The sequence below is a fragment of the Pseudarthrobacter sp. NPDC092439 genome (assembly GCF_044754945.1).
Taxonomy (GTDB): Bacteria; Actinomycetota; Actinomycetes; order Actinomycetales; family Micrococcaceae; genus Arthrobacter.
In genome coordinates, this window is sequence record NZ_JBIVQB010000001.1 from 219,959 (window position 1) to 237,670 (window position 17,712).

The following is a 17,712-nucleotide window of genomic DNA, read 5'->3' on the forward strand; positions in this document are numbered from 1 at the left end:
GGCCCATAGAATCGAAATAATTCCGGGCGCCTGACGTCCGGATGCACAATCCGAGAGAGACCAACCGGACCGAGAGGTCCACGATATTGGAGGATTTTGTGACCGAGTACGTTTTGCCCGAACTCAGCTACGACTACGCCGCCCTTGAACCGCACATCTCCGCCCGGATCATGGAGCTGCACCACAGCAAGCACCACGCCGCCTACGTCACCGGCGCCAACAACGCCCTGGCCCAGCTGGCCGAAGCGCGCGAGAAGGGCGACTTTGCCAACATCAACCGCCTGTCGAAGGACCTCGCCTTCCACACCGGCGGCCACGTGAACCACTCCGTGTTCTGGAACAACCTCTCCCCGGACGGCGGCGACAAGCCCGAAGGTGAGCTGGCGGCGGCCATCGACGATGCGTTCGGCTCCTTCGACGCCTTCCGTGCCCAGTTCTCCGCTGCGGCCCTCGGCCTGCAGGGTTCCGGGTGGGGCTTCCTGGCCTACGAGCCCATCGGCGGCAACCTCGTCATCGAACAGCTTTACGACCAGCAGGGCAACGTGGCGCTCGGCACGACGCCGCTGCTCATGCTGGACATGTGGGAGCACGCCTTCTACCTGGACTACGTGAACGTCAAGGCTGACTACGTCAAGGCATTCTGGAACATCGTCAACTGGGCAGATGTCGCCAAGCGCTTCGAGGCAGCACGCACCAACGCCACGGGACTGATCACCCTTCCGTAGTGACACCGGCGACACCAGCGTGTAACAAACTTCACATTCGGACTTAAAACAGCCGCGATGTGGACCGTCCGCCCCCGCAGTTGCGGGGGCGGACCCAGTTAAACGTAAGATGGGTCACGGAAGGCGGTCAGCCTTCAGCAATGAGGCTGGTCGTCCTCCGGTATGTAAATTATCTCTGCCCAATGGCGTGCGGGATCTGTTAGTAGGCTTCATCGCCCGCTCAACTAGTAGTGCTTTTCGAAAGCACCAAGGAGACTGAAAAAGTGACGACCCGTATTGGTATCAACGGCTTTGGCCGCATTGGCCGCAACTACTTCCGCGCAGCACTCGCACAGGGCGCGGACCTCGAGATCGTTGCCGTCAACGACCTCACCAGCCCCGAAGCCCTCGCGCACCTCTTCAAGTACGACTCCGTGGGCGGCCGCCTGAAGGAAACCATCGAGGTCAAGGACGGCAACATCGTCGTCAACGGCAACGTCGTCAAGGTCCTGGCCGAGCGCGACCCCGCCAACCTGCCCTGGGGCGAGCTGGGCGTGGACATCGTCATCGAATCCACCGGCTTCTTCACCAAGGCCGCGGCTGCACAGAAGCACATCGACGCCGGCGCCAAGAAGGTCCTCATCTCCGCACCCGCATCGGATGAAGACATCACCATCGTCATGGGCGTGAACCACAACCTCTATGACAACGCCACGCACCACATCATCTCCAACGCCTCCTGCACCACCAACTGCCTCGGCCCGCTGGCCAAGGTGGTCAACGATGAGTTCGGCATCGAGCGTGGCCTGATGACCACCGTTCACGCCTACACCGCAGACCAGAACCTCCAGGACGGCCCGCACAACGACCTGCGCCGCGCCCGCGCCGCAGCCATCAACATGGTCCCCACCTCCACCGGCGCAGCCAAGGCCATCGGCCTGGTCCTGCCCGAACTGAAGGGCAAGCTGGACGGCTACGCCATCCGCGTTCCCGTTCCCACCGGCTCCGCCACGGACCTCACGGTCACCGTGTCCCGCGAGACCACCGTTGAAGAAGTCAACGCCGCGCTGAAGCGCGCCGCGGAGTCCGAGGAACTGCAGGGCTTCCTGACCTACACGGACGAGCCGATCGTTTCCTCGGACATCGTGGGCGACCCCGCGTCCTCCATCTTCGACGCCGGCCTCACCAAGGTAATCGGCAACCAGGTCAAGGTTGTTTCCTGGTATGACAACGAATGGGGTTACTCGAACCGGCTCGTTGACCTCACGGAGCTTGTCGCATCCAAGCTGGGCTAGGGTTAGACACATGACATCTCACACCCTCAACGAACTACTCGCTGAAGGTGTCCGCGGGCGGTACATTCTGGTTCGAAGTGACCTTAATGTGCCGCTCGACGGCTCTACAGTCACTGACGACGGCCGCATCAAGGCCTCCCTTCCAGTGCTGTCAAAGCTCACGGACGCCGGTGCCCGCGTGCTGGTAACAGCCCACCTCGGCCGCCCCAAGGGTGCGCCGGACGAAAAGTTCTCGCTCAAGCCTGCCGTGGCCCGGCTGGCCGAACTGGCCGGCTTCAAGGTCACCCTCGCCGGTGACACGGTGGGCAGCTCAGCCCGCGAAGCCGCAGCAAGGCTGCAGGACGGCGAAGCCCTCGTGCTGGAAAACGTGCGCTTTGACGCCCGCGAAACCAGCAAGGATGACGCCGAGCGGGGTGCCTTTGCCGACGAGCTGGTAGCGCTCACCGGTGACAACGGCGCCTTCGTGGACGACGCGTTCGGTGCCGTCCACCGCAAGCACGCATCCGTGTACGACGTCGCCACCCGCCTTCCGTCGTACCTGGGCGACCTGGTGCACACCGAAGTCGAGGTCCTGCGCAAGCTCACCGCCGACTCCCAGCGCCCCTATGTCGTGGTGCTGGGCGGTTCGAAGGTTTCTGACAAGCTGGCCGTCATAGACAACCTGATCGGCAAGGCGGACACTATCCTGGTGGGCGGCGGCATGCTGTTCACGTTCCTGGCGGCTGCCGGCCACAAGGTTGCCGGCAGCCTGCTCGAGGAAGACCAGATCGCCGTGGTCCAGGACTACCTGAAGCGCGCAGCCGACGCCGGCACGGAGTTCGTCGTGCCTACGGACGTGGTGGTGGCAGAGAAGTTCGCCGCCGACGCCGCGCATGAAACGGTCGCCGCGGACGCCATCGAGTCCAGCAGCTTCGGAGCCAACGGAATCGGCCTTGATATCGGACCGGATTCCGCGGCCTCCTTCGCGGAGCGGATCAAGGGCGCCAAGACCGTGTTCTGGAACGGACCCATGGGTGTCTTCGAATTCGAGGCCTTCGCCCACGGGACCCGGGCCATTGCCCAGGCCCTGACCGAAACCGGCGCGTTCACGGTGGTTGGCGGCGGCGACTCCGCAGCGGCCGTCCGTACCCTCGGCTTCGCCGATGACCAGTTCGGCCACATCTCCACCGGAGGCGGGGCAAGCCTGGAATACCTTGAAGGCAAGGAACTGCCGGGACTGAGCGTCCTCGACCGCTAACGGACGTCCGGTAACAGTCCGCCCGGCACACGATGCCGGGAGTGCATCACCTTTCGGCCGGCCGGTTGCCTCGGCAGCCGGCCGGCCGGTCCCATACCCAAGACATTTACGGAGCAAACGTGACTACGTCAACCAACGGCGCCTTCGACCGCAAGCCCTTCATCGCGGGCAACTGGAAAATGAACATGGACCACGTCCAGGGCATCACGCTGCTGCAGAAGCTCGCATGGACCCTCTCGGACGCCAAGCACGACTACGGCCGGGTTGAGGTGGCTGTCTTCCCGCCGTTCACAGATCTTCGCGGCGTACAGACCCTGGTTCAAGGCGACGACCTGGACATCGCCTACGGCGGCCAGGACCTGTCCCAGTTCGACTCCGGCGCCTACACCGGCGACATCTCCGGCCAGTTCCTTGCAAAGCTGGGCTGCAGCTACGTGCTGGTTGGCCACAGCGAACGCCGCACCATCCACCAGGAGACGGACGAGGTCCTCAACGCCAAGGTAAAGGCGGCCTTCCGCCACGGCGTTACGCCGGTGCTCTGCATCGGTGAGGGCCTGGAGATCCGCCGGGCAGGCACCCACGTGCAGCACACCCTGGACCAGCTCCGTGCCGGCGTCGAGGGACTCACCAACGACCAGGCCGCCGAACTCGTCGTCGCCTACGAGCCCGTCTGGGCCATTGGCACCGGAGAGGTGGCAGGGCCGGAGGACGCCCAGGAGATGTGCCAAGCCATCCGCGCCGAGCTTGATTCCACCTTCGGCCCCGACGTGGCAGCCAGGACGCGGCTGCTGTACGGCGGTTCGGTCAAGGCTGCCAACGCTGCCGCCATCCTCCGTGAGCGCGACGTGGACGGACTGCTCGTGGGCGGCGCCAGCCTGGACCCGGCCGAGTTTGCTAATATTGTCAGGTTCGAGAGCCACCTGGTCACGGACTAGTCCGGACCCGGTAAACGCTCCCGCATCCCAACTCCTGAAAGGCCGTCGTGGACGTTCTTCAAGTCATCCTCCAGATCCTCCTGGGCATCACCAGCCTCCTGCTGACGCTGCTCATCCTCCTGCACAAGGGACGGGGCGGGGGACTCTCGGATATGTTCGGCGGCGGCATGAGCTCCGGACTGAGCTCCTCCGGAGTGGCCGAGCGCAACCTGAACAGGTTCACCGTCATCCTTGGCGTCACCTGGGGCCTGGTTATCATCGCGCTCGGCCTGATGATGCGGTTCGCGGGAGCAGGCGACTCCTGATCCCGCACTGCACCGCACACTAACCGCACGGCTCTGCCGCCGTGCGGCGAAGCCAACTAAACTGTGGCTGTCGGATACCGACAGCCACAGTTTTGTTTAACGAGGCAGGAGAACCCGATGCTGCATCCGTCTTCCGGTTTCCGTGGTACCAGGGCCGGCGTTACCGAAGGCACAGGGTCGAGCCTGGAGAACGGGGACCCCGGCAAGTCCGTCCCGAGGATGCGTGTAACCTACACGTGCGCCAGCGGACATCTCACCCAGCCGGTATTCTGCGAACTTCCGGAGGACCAGATCCCGGCGGAGTGGGAATGCCGCCGGTGCGGGGGGCCGGCCACCAGAGACGGGCTGCCGCCGGACGCTCACGCTACGTCCGAAGAAGGCTACAAGACCCACCTGGAATACGTTAAGGAACGGCGCTCCGGCGAGGACGCCGAAGCTGTCCTGGCCGGAGCGCTGGAGAGGCTACGCGCCCGCGGCGTCCTTCCGGACGAGCTGCTGCGGGACACGTGAGGCCGCATTCTCGTCGATAAGCCACAGCGTCCGGGACGTGCCGCGTGGCCCTGCTGCCGGCACCTGGACGGGATTGGCCCCGGCAAGGGCGAGCCCCACGGCGCCGGCCTTGTCTTCGCCGGCCACCACCATCCATACTTCGGCAGCGGTGTTGATGGTGGGCAGCGTCAGCGATACGCGAAGCGGCGGCGGCTTGGGGGAGTTGCGAACCCCCACTACCGTGAGTTCCTTTTCGCGGATGCCTGCCTGCTCCGGGAAGAGCGAGGCGACGTGCGCGTCCGGACCCACGCCCAGCAGGACAACGTCCAGCCTTGGCAAGCTCCCAGGGTTCTCAGGCCTGTCGTCCGACATGTCCGCAGCGTGCTCGGCGGCGGCTGCGTCCCGAAGTTGCCGGGCGTAGTCCTCGGCAGCTTCCTCGGGGGTGGCAAAGTCGTCCGACGATCCCGGCTGATGCACGCGGTCCGGGTCCACCGGAATGTGGGACAGCAGGGCGTCAAAGGCCTGCCTGGTGTTGCGGTCGGCGTCGTCGGCCGCGACGAACCGCTCGTCGCCCCACCAGAAGTTGACCTTGGCCCAGTCCACGGCAGGAGCGGCCGGGGAATCGGCAACAGCCTTCAGCGTGCCGATGCCGACAGTGCCCCCGGTCAGGACCACGGTGGCTTCACCGTGTTTGTCCTGCACGTCGACAAGCTTGGTGATCAGGCGGGCCGCGATGGCCGCCATCAGTACGGACGAATCAGGGTGGATGCTTACTCGTGGCTCAACGCTCACTGGGTCGGACGCTCCTTAGATTGGTACGTGGCAGTCCAATAGTAATCACTTCGCCGAACACTTCGTCCGGGTCGAGCCGGCGGAGTTCCTCCGCAAGGCAGTCGCGGAGGCTCCGGCGCGGCAGCGAGATCCGCTGTGCGGGCTGGCCTGGCTGGGTCAGCTCCGCCACGGACAGGCCCGGGCGGAAGAGCTGGACGTCGCCGCCGGGACGGGTGAGCCGCACCCGGCGGATGCCCGTCCCCGCCGGATCCGCCACGATGGTGACGGGTGCCTCCAGGGTCAGGGTGAGCCACGCGGCCAGCAGGATGGTGCTCGGCGAATCCGAGGCGCCTTCGACCGCCACGGCGGTCACGGGGGAGGGATCCGCCTGGTCCAGGACGGCGGCCAGCTGGATCCGCCAGTTGGTCAGGCGCGTCCAGGCGAGGTCCGTGTCCCCGGCCTTATAGGTGCTCCGGATGTTTTCCAGCGCCGCGTACGGATCCGCCTCGTTGGCCGAATCGGTGATGCGGCGGTGGGCGATCCGGCCGATGGAGGTCTCGCACGCGTTTTCCGGTGCGCCGTGCGGCCACCAGGCCACGATCGGTGCGTCGGGCAGGAGCAGTGCCGCTACCAGGGACTCGCTCTCGTGGGCGAGTTCGCCATAGCCGCGGAGGACGATGACCTCGGAGGCTCCGGCGTCGCCGCCGACACGGATCTGCGCGTCGAGGCGGTCCGCGTGCTCCTTGCCGGCATCGGCGAGGACGATGATGCGGCAGGGGTGCTCCCGGCTGGCCTCGTTGGCGGCCTCGATGGCGTCTTCCTCCTGGCCTGACTTGGTGACCACCACCAGGGTCAGGACCCGGCCCAGGGCGATCACGCCGCCCTGCTCGCGCAGGGCCATGATCTTCTTGGAAACCTTCGAGGTGGTGGTGTCCGGCAGGTCTACAATCATGGCCTTCTCCAGGTTCGTCCGTCGCGTGCCAGCAGTTCGTCAGCCGATGGCGGTCCCCAGCTGCCCGGCGCATACGGCTCGGGCTGTTCGTTCAGCTCCGCCCAGTACTCCTCGAACGGGTCGAGGATCTTCCAGGACAGTTCCACTTCCTCATGCCGCGGGAACAGCGGCGGTTCGCCCAGCAGCACGTCCAGGATGAGCCGCTCATACGCTTCGGGGCTGGACTCGGTGAAGGAGTGGCCGTAGCCGAAGTCCATGGTCACGTCGCGGACTTCCATCTGCGTGCCGGGCACCTTGGACCCGAAACGGATGGTCACGCCCTCGTCGGGCTGGACGCGGATCACCACCGCGTTCTGGCCGAAGTCGTCCTCGCTGTGGTCGCGGAAGAGCAGGTTGGGGGCGCGCTTGAACACTACGGCGATCTCGGTGACGCGGCGGCCCAGGCGCTTGCCGGCGCGAAGGTAGAACGGCACACCCGCCCAGCGGCGGGTATGGATGTCCACCCGGATCGCGGCGAAAGTCTCGGTGGTGGAATCTGCCGGGATGCCGTCCTCCTCCAGATAGCCCTGGACCTGCTCGCCGCCCTGCCAGCCGCCGGTGAACTGGCCGCGGGCCGAATGCGCGGAAAGGTCATCCGGAAGCTTGACGGCGGCCAGAACCTTTTCTTTTTCGGCGCGCAGGTCATCGGCGTTAAAGGAAATAGGCTCCTCCATCGCGGTCAGGGCGAGCAGCTGCAGCAGGTGGTTCTGGATGACGTCGCGGGCCGCGCCCACGCCGTCGTAATACCCCGCCCGGCCGCCGGTGCCGATGTCCTCGGCCATGGTGATCTGGACGTGGTCCACGTAGTTGGCATTCCACAGCGGCTCGAACAGCTGGTTCGCAAAGCGCAGGGCCAGGATGTTCTGGACCGTTTCCTTGCCCAGGTAGTGGTCGATCCGGAACACCGCATCCGGCGGAAACACGGATTCGACGATGTCATTCAGCTGCCGGGCCGACTCAAGGTCGTGCCCGAACGGCTTCTCGATGACCACACGGCGCCACTTGTCGCCGTCGGCCTGCGCCAGGCCGTGCTTGGACAGCTGGCGGCAGACCTGCTCGAACGCCTTCGGCGGGATGGACAGGTAGAAGGCATGGTTCCCGCGGGTACCGCGCACCGAATCCAGTTCATCGATGACGTTCCCCAACCGCTCAAAGGCATCATCGTCGTCGAACTCGCCCTGCACAAAGCGGATGCCCTCAGACAGCTGGTTCCAGACCGCCTCGTCAAACGGGGTCCGCGCGTAGGCCTCCACGGAGGTCCTCACCTGGCCCGCGAAGTCCTCGTCGCTCCAGTCCCGCCGGCCGAAGCCCACCAGCGCGAAGCTGGGCGGCAGCAGGCCACGGTTGGCCAGGTCATACACCGCGGGCATGAGCTTCTTGCGGGCAAGGTCACCGGTGACGCCGAAGAGCACCAGCGAGGACGGACCGGCAATCCGGTTCAAACGGCGGTCCCGCGGATCCCGGAGCGGGTTCCGCAGCGGTTTCCCGGGACGCGCCCCGGTTGTTCTGCCGTATTCAGTTTCTGGCATTGTTCCTTCGGTGCCTTAGCTTTCGGTAGCGGATGCCCGTGCGGTGAGGGCAAGGATGATGTCCTGCAACTGTGCCACACCTGCGGCGCGGTCCGTGAGGTGCAGGCGCAGGACGGGCCTGCCGTGCTGCTCCAGGACCTGGGCGTCACCGGCCGCCTGGGCTGCGATCAGTTCACCGAAGGTGAACGGCCGGTCCGGAATTGCGAGGTCCTCAGCGGCCTGGGCCGTCACCTGGAGGAACACACCCACGGCCGGCCCGCCCTTGTGGAACTGCCCGGTGGAATGCAGGAACCTCGGGCCCCAGCCGAACGTCACGGGGCGCCCCGTCACGGCGGCCAGGCCGTCGCGGATGCCCTCCAGTGGAGCGAAGGCCAGCCGGTCGAAGTAGGCCTGGACGCTGAGGTAGCTGTCGTTGTCCAGCGTGCCCAGGAGGGCGGTGACCGCCCCTTCGGCGGTGGCGGCGTCACCCAGCCAGTCGCCGCCGCGCACCTCGATGGCGCCGTCCACGAACGCGGCCGGGGTGGGCTCAGGCTGCGCGTCCAACAGGCCGCGCGCGGCAACCTTGGCCGCCTCGACGTCGGGCTGGTCGAAGGGGTTGATCCCCAGCAGCCGGCCCGCCACGGCGGTGGCGAACTCCCACACCATCATCTGCGTTGGCAGCCCGCCGGCGATTGCCACCTGGTTTTCGCCGGGTTCGACGTCGGCGTCCGCGGCTACCAGCCGCACCACCAGGACGTCGGGGGCGCCTGCGCCCACCTCGGGGGAGGCGGGACCGGCAACCACCGGGAGGACTCCGGTCCCCAGCTTGCCGGTGGATTCCGCGATGAGCTGTTCCGCCCAGTCGGCGAAGCCCACGATGCCGGAACCGTCCTCGGCAATAACGATCTTGTCCCGCAGCGGGATGGTGCCGCCGAGGGCCGCACCCAGGGCGAGGCCGATGTTTTCCGGGGCGTCCTCGTTGAGGATTTCCGCGGCCTCCTCGGCCTCGTCCAGGAACGCCTGGATGTCCACGCCGGCCAGGCCGGATGGAACCAGTCCAAAGGCAGTGAGGGCGGAGTAGCGCCCGCCGACGTTCGGGTCCGCGTTGAACACGGCACGGTAGCCCGCTTCACGCGATGCCTTGTCCAGCGGGGAACCGGGATCCGTCACGATGATGATGCGGCTCCTGGCATCGATCCCGGCTTCGTTGAACGCGTGCTCGAAGATCCTGCGCTGCGAGTCGGTCTCCAGGGTTGAACCGGACTTGGACGAGACCACGACGGCGGTCTGTTCCAGCCGGTCCGCCAGGGCAGCACGGACCTGGTCCGGGTCCGTGCTGTCCAGCACAGTCAGCTCAACGCCCGCCGTGCCGGCGATCACTTCCGGGGCGAGCGAGGAGCCGCCCATGCCGCAGAGGACGATGCGCGTGATTCCCTCCGCCCGCAGGTCGTCGCGGAGTTCCAGGATCTGCGGCACCAACGGCTGCGAGACGGTGGCCGCATCCACCCAGCCGAGCCGGATCGCGGACTCCGCTTCGGCGTCGGGCCCCCACAGGGTGTGGTCCTTGGCGAAGATCCGTGTGGCTACACGGTCCGCCACCAAGGCGGGAAGGTGCTGTTCAACGGCCCTCTGGGCGGCGCCGGTGGCGTCGTAGCTGAGAGTGCTCATAGGGGCTAGGAGGCCTTCCGTGCAGCGGCGAGGGCGCCTTCGACGTCGGCCAGGAGTTCCTTCCAGCTGGCCACGAACTTATCCAGGCCTTCGGATTCCAGGATGGCGACGACGTCGTTGTAGGAGACGCCGAGCTTCTCGAGGGCATCGAGGGTGGCGTTTGCTTCCGCGTAGGTGCCGGTGATGGTGTCGCCGGTGACGACGCCGTGGTCGAAAGTCGCGTCCAGGGTCTTCTCAGGCATGGTGTTGACCACGCCGGCGGCAACCAGGCCGGTCACGTAGAGGGTGTCGGGGTAGGCCGGGTCCTTGACGCCGGTAGAAGCCCACAGGGGCCGCTGGGGGCGTGCGCCCGCTTCGGCGAGCAGTGCCCAGCGCTCCGTGGCGAAGAGCTCCTCGTAGACCTGGTAGGCCAGGCGGGCGTTCGCGACGCCGGCCTTGCCCTTGAGTGCCTTGGCTTCCTCGGTGCCGATGGCGTCGAGGCGCTTGTCGATCTCGGTGTCCACGCGGGATACGAAGAAGGACGCCACGGAGTGGATCTTCGACAGGTCGTGGCCGTTTTCCCGGGCCTGCTCCAGGCCGGACTGGAAGGCGTTGATGACGGCGCGGTACCGCTCGAGGGAGAAGATCAGCGTCACGTTGACGCTGATGCCCTCGGCGAGGGTGGACGTGATGGCTTCCAGGCCCTCTAGGGTGGCGGGGATCTTGATCAGGACGTTGTCCTTGTTGACCTTCTTGTAGAGGTGTTTGGCCTCGGCGATGGTTCCGGCGGTGTCCCAGGCGAGGCGGGGGTCCACCTCGATGGAGACGCGGCCGTCCACGCCGTTCGTGGCTGCGGCTACCGGGGCGAACAGGTCGCAGGCATCGGCCACGTCCGTGGTGGTGATTTCGAAGATGGTCTCTTCGATGGAAGCGCCTGCTGCGGCCTGCGCCGCGATGGTGGCGTCGTAGTCCGTGCCGGCCGTGATGGCGGCGTGGAAGATGGACGGGTTGGTGGTCACGCCGACCACGTTCTTCTCCTCGATGAGCTTGCGGAGCGTGCCCGTTTCGAGGCGGCCGCGGGAGAGGTCATCGAGCCAGATGGAAACGCCGGCGTCGGACAGCTGCTGGGTGGGAGTAGTCATGTTCTTGTCTCCTGGAAATCGGGTTAGGCCTGGAGGCCTGCGAGGGAGTCCTTGGCGGCGGCGGCCACGGCCTCGGCCGTGATGCCGAACTCCTGGAAGAGCCGCTTGTAGTCGGCGGAGGCGCCGTAGTGTTCCAGGCTGATGGAGCGGCCGGCGTCGCCGACGAATTCCTTCCAGCCCAGGGCCAGACCGGCCTCGACGGACACGCGCGCCTTGACGGCGGCCGGGAGGACGGATTCGCGGTAGGCGGCGTCCTGCTTGTTGAACCACTCGACGCAGGGCATGGAGACCACGCGGGTGGCGATGCCTTCGGCCTGCAGCGTTTCGCGGGCCCGGACAGCCAGCTGCACCTCGGAACCGGTGGCGATCAGGATGGCATCGGCCGGCACGGTGGCGCCGTCCTTCGACGCCTCGGCCAGGACGTAGCCGCCCTTCGCCACACCTGCGGTGGAAGCGAAGGTGTCGCCGTCGGCGTCGCCCGTTCCGCGTTCCCAGGTGGGGATGTTCTGCCGGGTGAGCACGATGCCGGCCGGGTTGCTGTGGTTCTCCAGCATGGTCTTCCATGCGGCGGCCACCTCGTTGGCGTCGCCGGGGCGGACCACGTCCAGGCCGACGATGGCGCGCAGCGAAGCGAGCTGCTCTACGGGCTGGTGGGTGGGGCCATCTTCGCCGAGGCCGATCGAGTCGTGCGTCCAGACATACAGCGACGGGACACCCATCAGCGCACCGAGGCGGATCGCGGGGCGCTGGTAGTCGGAGAAGATCAGGAACGTGCCGGAGAACGCGCGGGTCCGGCCGTGGAGGCTGATGCCGTTCACGATCGAGGCGGCTGCGTGCTCGCGGATGCCGAAGTGCAGGACGCGGCCGTACGGGTTACCGGACCAGGCATCGGTCTGCTTGGAGGCGGGGACGAACGACGGCGAACCTTCGATCGTGGTGTTGTTGGACTCGGCGAGGTCGGCTGAGCCGCCCCACAGTTCCGGCATGACCGGGCCGAGTGCGTTCAGCACTTTGCCTGACGCGGCGCGGGTGGAGACGTCCTTGCCGGCGGGGAACACAGGCAGGGCCCCGTCGATGCCGGCGGGCAACTCCTTGGCTTCGATCCGCTGCAGGAGTTCGGCGCCTTCGGGGTTCGCCGCCTGCCATGCGTTGAAGGACTCTTCCCATTCCTTGCGGGCAGCGGCACCGCGCTCCACGACGGAGCGGGCGTGGGCCAGGACTTCCTGGTCCACCTCGAAGGATTTCGCCGGGTCGAAGCCCAGGACCTCCTTCAGCGCGGCCACTTCCTCGGCGCCAAGGGCGGAACCGTGGATCTTGCCGGTGTTCTGCTTCTTCGGCGCCGGGTAGCCGATGATGGTGCGCAGTGAAACGATGGACGGCTTGCTGGTCTCCGCCTTCGCGGCAAGGAGGGCCGAGTACAGCTCCTGGACGTCTTCGACGTACTCGCCGGTCTTGGTCCAGTCCACGCGCTGGACGTGCCAGCCGTAGGCTTCGTAGCGCTTGAGGACATCTTCGGTGAAAGCGATGTCGGTGTCGTCCTCGATGGAGATGTGGTTCTCGTCGTAAACGACAACAAGGTTGCCCAGCTCCTGGTGGCCGGCCAGCGAGGAAGCCTCAGCCGTGACGCCTTCCTGGAGGTCGCCGTCGGATGCTATGACCCAGATGGTGTGGTCGAACGGGCTGGTGCCGGGAGCGGCGTCGGCGTCGAACAGGCCGCGCTGGCGGCGCTGGGAGTACGCGAAGCCCACCGAGGAGGCCAGGCCCTGGCCCAGGGGGCCGGTGGTGATTTCCACGCCCGCCGTGTGCTTGTATTCGGGGTGGCCGGGCGTGAGCGAACCCCAGGTGCGCAGCGACTCGAGGTCCTTCAGTTCCAGTCCGTAGCCGGAAAGGAACAGCTGGATGTACAGCGTCAGCGACGTGTGGCCGGGGGAGAGGATGAACCGGTCACGGCCGATCCACTCGGGGTTCCGGGGGTCGTGGCGCATCAGCTTCTGGAAGAGCAGGTACGCGGCCGGAGCGAGGCTCATTGCCGTGCCGGGGTGGCCGTTGCCCACCTTCTCCACGGCATCGGCAGCGAGGACGCGGACGGTGTCCACGGCGCGCTGGTCCAAGGTGGTCCATGACAGTTCTTGCTCTTCCAAATGTGGCACGAAAACCGGGCCCCTCTCTGTGCTGATGGCAGGCGGCACACCGGGTCCGTGTGAAGGCACGTTGCATGGCGCCTGCTGCGGTGTGTACCAGCCGTTCACCATCGAAACGTTGATCTATCACTCAGCCACCGGCCAGCCCGGGACGCGCTTTAAAGCTGTTCCCGGCTGCGTGCTGATCTGGTGACAGCTTAGCTCTATTCCACCTTGTGGGCCGCGCAAATCTCACGTTCTGGACGCAATTTCCCCTTTTGTGAATGAGGTTTAAGTGCGGCTGAGTTAATCTGCTCGAAACGCTGCGCGCACGATCACCAGAGGCTATCGGCGGGCGGCCGGAAGGGTGCCGGCGCGGTATGATACTTGGAGGCCTCCGCCGGAACGCGCGCCTTTCTCAGGCGCCACGGCATTTCCCTATGCCGCACAGAACTGCCACACAGAACGGGTGACTGCCACCGTGAGCACAACAGATACGCCGCTAAACGCTTCCCGGGCACCACGTGCCGGGTTTGCACGTAAGGCAAAGGCGTATCTCGCCCTCACCAAGCCGCGCGTCATCGAACTCCTCTTGGTCAGCACCCTGCCCACCATGATCTACGCGGAGCGGGGCTTTCCGTCCATCGGCCTGATCCTGGCCACCCTGGTGGGCGGCGCCTTCGCCGCGGGCAGTGCCGGAGCGTTCAACTGCTATATCGACCGGGACATCGATAAACTGATGCACCGCACCGAGAACCGCCCGCTGGTGACCGGCGAGGTCACACCCCGCGAAGCGCTGGTGTTTTCCTGGCTGCTGGGAGCGGCTGCCATCATCATCCTGTGGTTCGGGGCGAACCCGCTGTCCGCATGGCTCGGCCTCGGTGCGATCTTCTTCTACGTGGTCATCTACACGATCATCCTCAAGCGCCGCACCGCACAGAACATCGTCTGGGGCGGCGCGGCCGGCTGCTTCCCGGTGCTCATCGCCTGGGCGGCCGTCACCAACTCGGTGGAATGGCCCGCCATCATCCTGTTCATGGTCATTTTCCTGTGGACCCCGCCGCACTACTGGCCCCTGTCCATGCGGTACGGCGAGGACTATCGAAACGCCAAGGTGCCCATGCTTGGCGCCATTGCCGGCGCGAAGGTGGTCTCCGTGCAGGTAGTGCTCTACGCCTGGGCCATGGTGGCGTGCTCGCTGCTCATGGTTCCCGCCGGCGGCGCCGGCTGGGTCTACACCGTCACCGCCGTGCTGGCAGGCGCCTGGTTCCTCTACGAATCCCATGCCCTGTACAACCGCGCACAGCGCGAGGACATCCCGGACAAGCGCGCAATGAAGGTCTTCCACGGCTCCATCAGCTACCTGACACTGCTGTTCCTGGCGCTGGCCGTGGATCCGTTCGTCGGCCCCGCTGTGATGGCCGGCTGACCCTCTCTCACTTAATGCAGGCCCTGCGTCGACCCTCTCTCACTTAATGCGTTACTTGGGCGGACCCTCTCTCACCTGATGCGTTACTTGGGCGGACCCTCTCTCACCTGATGCAGGCTTTCCACGGATCCTCTCTCAGTTAGCGTTTGCCGCAGCACCTTATCTGAGAGAGGGTTGCCCGGAAACCGGCAGGATCTGAGAGAGGGTTGCCGGCGGGAGGGGTGAGTCTGGTCAGCTCTCGCGCGGGCCTGGTCTTGGGGCCGGGGGTGTTGCGTTCCCGGATGTGGCACGGACACCTCCGATTTCGACGCGCATACGTGTTTTCGACCCGCCCATCCGCTGGCGCATCCCATATACGAGGCGCGAAACCGCACGGGCGCGTCGAAAACCAAGGTGCGCGTCGAAAGCGCGCGGCTACTTGGCCGGGCTCCAGCGGGCCAGGTCCCAGGTGTTGGTGGCCGCGGCCATCAACAGTGCGGCGCCAAGCATGTGGGTCCCCACGAGCAGAGCCGGGATGCCGTTGTAGTACTGCGTGAACCCGATGACGGCCTGCAGCACCGTGACGGCAAGGAGTCCCAGGACTGCGGCACGGAAGGGCCCGCGGATGCGGCGCATCATGACCACGGCCAGCGCCACGGCTGTTCCCGCGGTCACCAAATAGGCCGGTACTGCGTGGATGTGGGAGAACAGGTCCCAGTCGAGGCCATTGCGCGGCGCCTCAGCGTCACCGGCATGCGGCCCCGCGCCCGTCACGGCGACGCCCAGCACGACGGCAAGGGAAGCAAAAAGCGCGACGGCGGCAGTCACCGGCCGCATCATTCCGGGCAGAGCGGGCAGCGCCAGCGTCTGGAACCTGCCGGTCCGGCCGAAGGCGCGGTTCACCAGCAGCGTGGCGAAGACAACCAGGGCCATGGAGACCAGGAAGTGCAGTCCAACCACCCATGGGTTCAGCCCGGTAAGAACCGTGATCCCGCCGATGATGGCCTGTGCCGGGATGCTGGCCAGCAGGCCGAGGGCCAGGAGGAACAGGTCGCGGCGTTCCTTGCGGAGATTCCACAGGTAGACGAGCATCAGGGCCGCAACGGCCGCCAGGGCGAACGTCAGGAGGCGGTTGCCGAACTCGATGAAGCCGTGGATCCCCATTTCCGGTGTGTTGACCAGGGAGGTGTCGGTGCATCGGGGCCAGGTAGGGCAGCCCAGGCCGGAGGAGGTGAGCCGGACGGCGCCTCCGGTCACGACGAGTATCGTCTGGCCCACGAGGGAAGCGACGGCAAGTCCGCGGACCCGCTTGTCAACGGTGCGGGGCAGCCGCGACACGAAGCGGCCGGCGAACTGGGGGAGGCGTGAAGCCGTACTCACGGTTATCTCAATTCCACTTGAACCAACGGATGGCTGCCGCTCCGGCCAGAACCGTCCAGAGCACCAGTATGAGGGCGGCCCCGGTATTAAGGGAGCCGCTGAGGAAAGCCTCGCGCAGGGCTTCGCCCAGGGCGCCGGACGGCAGCAGCGTGACTACGCCCGCAGCCGCCCCCGGCAGGCGCTCCGCCGGCATCATGATCCCGCCCAGCGCGGCAAGGAGTATCCACAGCAGATTGGTGATGGCGAGGGTGGCTTCGGGGCGGACGGTGCCCGCCACCAGCAGGCCCAGCGCGGTGAATGCGGCGGCTCCCAGGACCAGCAGTGCCAGGCCGGGAAGCCAGCCGGCCGCGAGCGGCCGCCAGCCGAGCGCGAACGCCACGGCGGTCACCGCCGCGGTCTGCAGGACGAGCACTGCCAGTACGGAGAGCGCCTTGCCGGCCAGCAGCCCGCCGCGGCCCAGGGGAGTGGTGGACAGGAACCTCAACACGCCGTACCGCCGGTCGAATCCGGTGGCGATGCCTTGGCCGGTGAACGCCGTGGACATGGCGCAGAGGGCCAGGATTCCCGGCACGGCGACGTCGATGCGGCTCGCGCCAAAACCGTCCAGGAATGGAGTGACAGTCAGGCCTATGAGTGCCAGCAGCGGCAGGACGAGGGCCAGGATGAGCTGTTCGCCGTTGCGAAGCATGGCCAGGGCTTCGTAGCGGCCCTGCAGCAGGATCCGGCGGCCCAGCGATGCCGGCGCGGCGGGAACGGCGGCCGGGGTGGCGGTCATCGGATGTCCTTTCCGGAGATGTCAAGGAAGACGTCTTCCAGGCTGCGGGCCTGCAGGCTCATGGCGGCGGGCATGATGTCGTGGGCTTCCCACCAGGCCGCCAGGGCGGCCAGGTGGCGGGGCGCCAAGGCTCCGGTCACGCTGTAGCTGCCGGCCCGCGGCTCGGAGATTTCGACGTCGGCCGGCAGTACGCCGGCCAGGTCCAGTCCAGGGGCTGCGTCGAACACCAGCGTCCGTACATGCTCGGCGCCTTCTTCCACCTCGGGACTGCGCTGGAGCAGTTGCTGAACGGTTCCTTCGGCAACGTTCCGCCCGCCGTCGATGATGTACACGTAGTCCGCAAGGCGCTGTGCGTCATCCATCAGGTGCGTGGTGAGGACGATGCCCATGCCGCCGTCGCGCAGTTCAGCGATGAGGTCGAAGACCAGCTGGCGGGACTGCGGGTCCAGGCCGGCGCTGGGTTCGTCAAGGAACAGCACCTCCGGCCGGCCTACCAGGGCGGCCGCCAGTGCCAGGCGCTGCCGCTGCCCGCCGGACAGGCGCCGCACGGTGGTCCGGGCGAACGCCCCGATGCCCAGCCGGTCCGCGAGCTCGTCCACGGGCCATGGACTGGCGTAAAGGCCGGCAATGTGCCGGAGCAGGGGAAGGGGACGGGCCGACGGCGGGAGCCCGCCATCCTGAAGCATCACACCGACGCGGGCGCGCAGGGCCGCCCCTGCCGAGGCCGGATCCTGGCCCAGCAGCGAGATGGTGCCGCCACTGCGCCTCTGCAGGCCCTGGGCACATTCGAGGGTGGTGGTCTTGCCGGCTCCGTTAGCCCCCAGCAGGGCCGTCACCTGGCCGGGCTCGGCGTGGAGGGAGACGCCACTGACCACGCGCAGCATTTTGCCGTCCAGCGCGGCCAGCGGGCCGACGTCCTTAATCAGCCCATGGATGGACAGGACGGGGGAGATGGGGGATCGCACCCGAGTATTCTACGGGACGTAGTATTCTTCGCAGTATTGG

The 17,712-nt window shown here is 66.7% G+C and carries 16 protein-coding genes; 7 read left to right on the top strand and 9 right to left on the bottom strand.

Annotated elements, in window-relative coordinates; all coding sequences use genetic code 11:
- Positions 1–98: 98 nt before the first annotated feature.
- From ACIQCM_RS01005 to ACIQCM_RS01030, 6 genes are all read left to right on the top strand, one after another.
- The gene (locus ACIQCM_RS01005) at positions 99–725 is read left to right on the top strand and encodes a superoxide dismutase (RefSeq protein WP_400603918.1); all 627 of its coding nucleotides are present in this window, start codon (positions 99–101) and stop codon (positions 723–725) included.
- Positions 726–988: 263 nt separating this feature from the next.
- A complete protein-coding gene (gap, locus tag ACIQCM_RS01010; protein WP_400603916.1) occupies positions 989–1,999 on the top strand; it encodes a type I glyceraldehyde-3-phosphate dehydrogenase in 1,011 nt (336 codons plus the stop codon).
- Between the two features lie 10 nt (positions 2,000–2,009).
- Positions 2,010–3,236 carry a phosphoglycerate kinase gene (locus tag ACIQCM_RS01015; protein WP_400603914.1) on the top strand — a complete coding sequence of 409 codons (1,227 nt, stop codon included), beginning with the start codon at positions 2,010–2,012 and terminating at the stop codon, positions 3,234–3,236.
- A 119-nt stretch (positions 3,237–3,355) separates the two neighbouring features.
- Positions 3,356–4,171, top strand: a complete 816-nt coding sequence (gene tpiA, locus ACIQCM_RS01020; RefSeq protein ID WP_400603912.1) for a triose-phosphate isomerase — start codon at positions 3,356–3,358, stop codon at positions 4,169–4,171.
- 47 nt (positions 4,172–4,218) lie between these two features.
- Positions 4,219–4,476 (top strand): preprotein translocase subunit SecG, encoded by a 258-nt coding sequence (gene secG, locus ACIQCM_RS01025; RefSeq protein WP_377215808.1) that lies wholly within the window; start codon positions 4,219–4,221, stop codon positions 4,474–4,476.
- A gap of 117 nt (positions 4,477–4,593) precedes the next feature.
- On the top strand, positions 4,594–4,986 hold the full coding sequence (locus ACIQCM_RS01030) for an RNA polymerase-binding protein RbpA (protein ID WP_400603910.1): 393 nt from the start codon (positions 4,594–4,596) through the stop codon (positions 4,984–4,986).
- On the opposite strand, the gene pgl is transcribed toward ACIQCM_RS01030, so the two are convergent.
- The 6 genes from pgl to tkt are packed head-to-tail and all read right to left on the bottom strand — an operon-like array spanning position 4,939 to position 13,165.
- Positions 4,939–5,757, bottom strand: coding sequence for a 6-phosphogluconolactonase (gene pgl, locus ACIQCM_RS01035; protein WP_400603908.1), 819 nt, complete (start codon positions 5,755–5,757; stop codon positions 4,939–4,941). The genes ACIQCM_RS01030 and pgl overlap by 48 nt on opposite strands.
- A complete protein-coding gene (locus ACIQCM_RS01040; RefSeq protein WP_400603906.1) occupies positions 5,747–6,688 on the bottom strand; it encodes a glucose-6-phosphate dehydrogenase assembly protein OpcA in 942 nt (313 codons plus the stop codon). Before ACIQCM_RS01040 ends, pgl begins: the two co-directional genes overlap by 11 nt.
- Positions 6,685–8,256 (bottom strand): glucose-6-phosphate dehydrogenase, encoded by a 1,572-nt coding sequence (gene zwf, locus ACIQCM_RS01045; RefSeq protein ID WP_400603903.1) that lies wholly within the window; start codon positions 8,254–8,256, stop codon positions 6,685–6,687. Before zwf ends, ACIQCM_RS01040 begins: the two co-directional genes overlap by 4 nt.
- A 15-nt stretch (positions 8,257–8,271) precedes the next feature.
- A complete protein-coding gene (locus ACIQCM_RS01050) occupies positions 8,272–9,903 on the bottom strand; it encodes a glucose-6-phosphate isomerase (RefSeq protein WP_400603901.1) in 1,632 nt (543 codons plus the stop codon).
- 5 nt (positions 9,904–9,908) lie between these two features.
- The gene (gene tal, locus ACIQCM_RS01055; RefSeq protein ID WP_400603899.1) at positions 9,909–11,024 is read right to left on the bottom strand and encodes a transaldolase; all 1,116 of its coding nucleotides are present in this window, start codon (positions 11,022–11,024) and stop codon (positions 9,909–9,911) included.
- A gap of 23 nt (positions 11,025–11,047) precedes the next feature.
- The gene (gene tkt, locus ACIQCM_RS01060) at positions 11,048–13,165 is read right to left on the bottom strand and encodes a transketolase (protein WP_400604297.1); all 2,118 of its coding nucleotides are present in this window, start codon (positions 13,163–13,165) and stop codon (positions 11,048–11,050) included.
- Positions 13,166–13,613: 448 nt separating this feature from the next.
- Between tkt and ACIQCM_RS01065 the strand changes: the two genes are divergently transcribed.
- Positions 13,614–14,573 carry a heme o synthase gene (locus ACIQCM_RS01065; RefSeq protein WP_400603897.1) on the top strand — a complete coding sequence of 320 codons (960 nt, stop codon included), beginning with the start codon at positions 13,614–13,616 and terminating at the stop codon, positions 14,571–14,573.
- Positions 14,574–14,987: 414 nt separating this feature from the next.
- Here the strand turns inward: ACIQCM_RS01065 and ACIQCM_RS01070 are convergent, their stop codons facing one another.
- The 3 genes from ACIQCM_RS01070 to ACIQCM_RS01080 are packed head-to-tail and all read right to left on the bottom strand — an operon-like array spanning position 14,988 to position 17,672.
- Entirely contained in the window at positions 14,988–15,932 is a 945-nt protein-coding gene (locus ACIQCM_RS01070) for a heme A synthase (RefSeq protein WP_400603895.1), read from the bottom strand.
- A gap of 7 nt (positions 15,933–15,939) precedes the next feature.
- Positions 15,940–16,707, bottom strand: a complete 768-nt coding sequence (locus ACIQCM_RS01075; protein ID WP_400603892.1) for an ABC transporter permease — start codon at positions 16,705–16,707, stop codon at positions 15,940–15,942.
- Positions 16,704–17,672, bottom strand: coding sequence for an ABC transporter ATP-binding protein (locus tag ACIQCM_RS01080; protein ID WP_400603890.1), 969 nt, complete (start codon positions 17,670–17,672; stop codon positions 16,704–16,706). The genes ACIQCM_RS01075 and ACIQCM_RS01080 overlap by 4 nt, the downstream gene beginning before the upstream one ends.
- Between the last annotated feature and the right edge of the window lie 40 nt (positions 17,673–17,712).